Source organism: Methylobacterium sp. 13MFTsu3.1M2 (assembly GCF_900112625.1).
GTDB lineage: Bacteria > Pseudomonadota > Alphaproteobacteria > Rhizobiales > Beijerinckiaceae > Methylobacterium.
In genome coordinates this window covers 1-3,200 of sequence record NZ_FOMM01000064.1, presented here as the reverse complement: position 1 = coordinate 3,200, position 3,200 = coordinate 1, and the positions used below count along the sequence as shown (strand labels likewise).

At 64.2% G+C, this 3,200-nt stretch carries 3 protein-coding genes and 1 pseudogene; all 4 read left to right on the top strand.

What is annotated here, in order from left to right; genetic code table 11:
- The first annotated feature begins 126 nt into the window (after positions 1-126).
- Positions 127-306 (top strand): hypothetical protein, encoded by a 180-nt coding sequence (locus tag BM314_RS30420; RefSeq protein WP_139237929.1) that lies wholly within the window; start codon positions 127-129, stop codon positions 304-306.
- Between the two features lie 19 nt (positions 307-325).
- The gene (locus BM314_RS29840) at positions 326-643 is read left to right on the top strand and encodes an SH3 domain-containing protein (protein ID WP_091982176.1); all 318 of its coding nucleotides are present in this window, start codon (positions 326-328) and stop codon (positions 641-643) included.
- A gap of 233 nt (positions 644-876) precedes the next feature.
- Entirely contained in the window at positions 877-2,556 is a 1,680-nt protein-coding gene (locus tag BM314_RS29835; RefSeq protein ID WP_091982173.1) for a tetratricopeptide repeat protein, read from the top strand.
- Positions 2,557-2,604: 48 nt separating this feature from the next.
- Positions 2,605-3,107: pseudogene (locus BM314_RS29830) on the top strand (IS5 family transposase); the annotation flags it as partial.
- Positions 3,108-3,200 lie beyond the last annotated feature (93 nt).

Below are 3,200 nucleotides of genomic sequence, written 5' to 3'. Positions count from 1 at the left end.
GCCACCCGCTACGACAAGCTCGCACGCAACTACGCCTCGGCCCTCGCTCTGGCCGCCGTCATCGCCTTCTGGTGCTGATCGAGTCCAAACCCTAGGTTTTTCGCCTGTAGGTTGAGAGGAGCGTCGATGTCCGAGAATCCCAGCCACGTTCAAGGCTATCGGGAGACGAAGGCGGCGAAGGCTGCAGAGAGGCACAACCAAGCCAACGAGGTCTGGGCGGAGGTTGAGGCAGAGCGACAAGCGTTCGACGAGCGGACGGCAAAGCTGCGAGCGATGCGGCTCGCCCCAGAGAACGCCGAATCTTGATGTCGAAGGGCCACCTGAGATGAGGCGCCCACTCCTCGCCGGCCTCTTCGCAGCCGTCACCGGAGCGAGCGGTGCATATGCGCAGGCGACGCTGCGCGTTATCGACACCGCGCCGAACGACGTGCTGAACGTCCGCGAGTTTCCAACCTCGGACGCGCGGATCGTAGGCGTGATTCCACCCGACGGGCGCGGCATCGTCCCGACTGGCGAGCGCAATGGCAACTGGGTGTTCGTCCGTTACCGGAGGGTCGAGGGCTGGGTTTCGCGGCGGTTCGTGTATCCCGGGGCGCCGCCGGTCCGGCGAGGCGGGAGCCTGGATCCGGACGTCAGCGAATAGCAACGCGGGGCTTCCGAGTGCCTGAGCTCATTCCAGCCGCTCTCGGCCGGCTGTTCACGCCCGTAGCGCAGCGCGCGACCCGTCAGCAACGGGCAGAGCAGGTCCAACAGGAGCTCGACGCCGAGTAGGCGAGTTTGAGGAGCTGACGGCCTCGCGGTCAGCGAGCTACACCGGAACGTTACCCGGTGGCGCTCCGCGATAGAAGCCTTAATTTAGTTTACACGTCATTAAGCATGTCGACCGATGGTGCCGTGACGTCGGAAGGACTTGCGATGAGCCGGGGCGAGCCCCTGCGGGAGCCGAAGGCTTTGGTGGGACCCATTCTCAATATGGCCACCGCCCATCATGCCGCCGGGCGCCTGCACGAAGCCGATCAGCATTACAGGCGATGCCTTGATCTCGATCCGGGACACGCAGCGGCGCATTACAATCTTGGCCTCATCGCTACGCTCTTGAGCGATCATGCCCGTGCGGTCCTTCATCACACCGCGGCGCTTCGCTCGGCACCTGAGCAGGCCTCTCGCTGGGTGGCACTAATCGGGGCGCTGCTCGCCTGCGACCGGGTGACAGACGCCCGTAGCATCCTCGATCACTTTCTGGTGCACGGCTTCTCACCCCAGATCGTGTCCGAGCACTGCCAGCCGCTGGTTAAGGTGCTCGGCGCGAACGCTCGCCTCGCCTTCGCCGCTGGGCGGCTCGAGGACGCCGAGTGCCTCCTCGAACTCTTAATCTCTATCGACAAAGATAATGGTGACGCGGTGCATCTTGCCGGGCTCACCGCCTTGCGCACCGGGCGTGCGCAGCACGCCATCGATTTGATCACCATCGCGATCTACCGCGACAGCGGCAACGCCACGTACTTCGCCGATCTCGGTCTCGCCTTCCAGGCAATCGGCAACCTGGTCGCTGCTGGCTCGGCCTTCGAGAAGGCGCTCGAACTCGACCCTGCCTTGGATGACACCCGCGCCAATCTCGCCATCGTGTATCAGGACACTGGGCGCCAGCAGGACGCCGCTGACTGTTGGCGCGATCTGATCGCTCGGGTTCCCGGCTCGGCCGAGTTTCACAACAATCTCGGCGCGGTGCTACACCGCCTTGGGCGCACCGAAGAGGCGATCGCCAATTTGGAGAAGGCGCTAGAAATCAATCCCGCCGCCGCTTTCGCGCTTTGCAACCTTGCACATGCGCAGCTCTTTGCCGAGCATAGTTCGGTGGAAAGCTTCTCGGAGAAGGCTAAGACCTACGGCCGCTGCCATGCTGACGCGCTGCTGCGCATCCGGCCCTTCGCCAATGATCGCAATCTGGATCGGCGCCTGCGCATTGGCTTCGTCTCGGCGGATTTTCGCGATCACCCGGTGGTGCGGTTCCTCGAACCCTTCCTCCACTATGCCGATCGGGAACGCTTTGACCTCCTCGCTTATAGCAACACCAGTCGCGAAGACGCGGTGACGGAGACGCTGAAGGCCCGTTTCGACTCTTGGCGCCGAATCGATGTTCTCGACGACGAGGCCGTGGCGGACCTCATCGAGGCCGATCGCACCGACATCCTCATAGACCTAGCCGGCCATAGCGGCGGCAACCGCTTAATGGTCTTCGCGCGCAAGCCTGCGCCAGTTCAGGTGACTTGGATCGGACTGCCAGTCACCACGGGACTGGCCGCCATAGACTACCGCCTTACCGACGCTGTCTATGATCCGATCGGCGAGACCGAGCACCTGCATTCCGAGGTTCTCTGGCGGATGCCTGGCACTGGCACCTGCTACCGGCCGTTCCTACCGGCGCCGGATGTCGCCGAGACAGCGCCCGTCACAAGAAACCGGCACGTCACCTTCGGCTGCTTCAACCGCTTCGAGAAGATGACCGATGCCGCAATCAAGGCCTGGGCCGCGATCCTAGGGTCTGTCGTCGCCTGAACCATCTGGCATAGCACGCGTTTTGTGCCCTCGACGTGAGGAGGGACGATGCTGAGCGACGCGCAATGGGCTGTTCTGGAGCCGCTGGTTGAGGCGTGTCGGCCGAAGGCGAAGACACCGCCGCAAGACCTACGACGCACGCTCTCAGCAATCCTGTGGCGACATCAGAACGGCGCCAAGTGGCGTGCAATCCCGCACGAGATGGGGCCGTGGTGGCGTGCGGCGCAGATCTTCATCCGGTGGTCGCGCGCTGGGGTGTGGGAGCGTCTGCTTGCTCTCGTGCAGGAGCGCGGCGTTCAGCTGGGCATGGTGTTCCTCGACGGCACCAACATGCGTGCGCATCAGAAGGCCGCAGGTGCCGCCAAAAGGGGGGATCTGCAGCCGAGCGAGATGATCGTGAGGCTCTTGGCCGATCGCGTGGCGGGTATGGGTCCAAGGCCTGCGTGATCGCCGACGGCGCAGGCCGCGCGATCGCCTTCCGGATCGCACCGGGGCAGGCCCATGAACTGCCGCACGCGCTGCCCTTGCTCGAGCAACTGCCGAGCGTTCCGGGGACTGTCAGGAATTCCGTGTGCGGGCGGCGGGTTGAACATCAGGCCGCCATGGCCCGTGTGAAGCGCTCGCCGAAGATGACGGCGAACTGC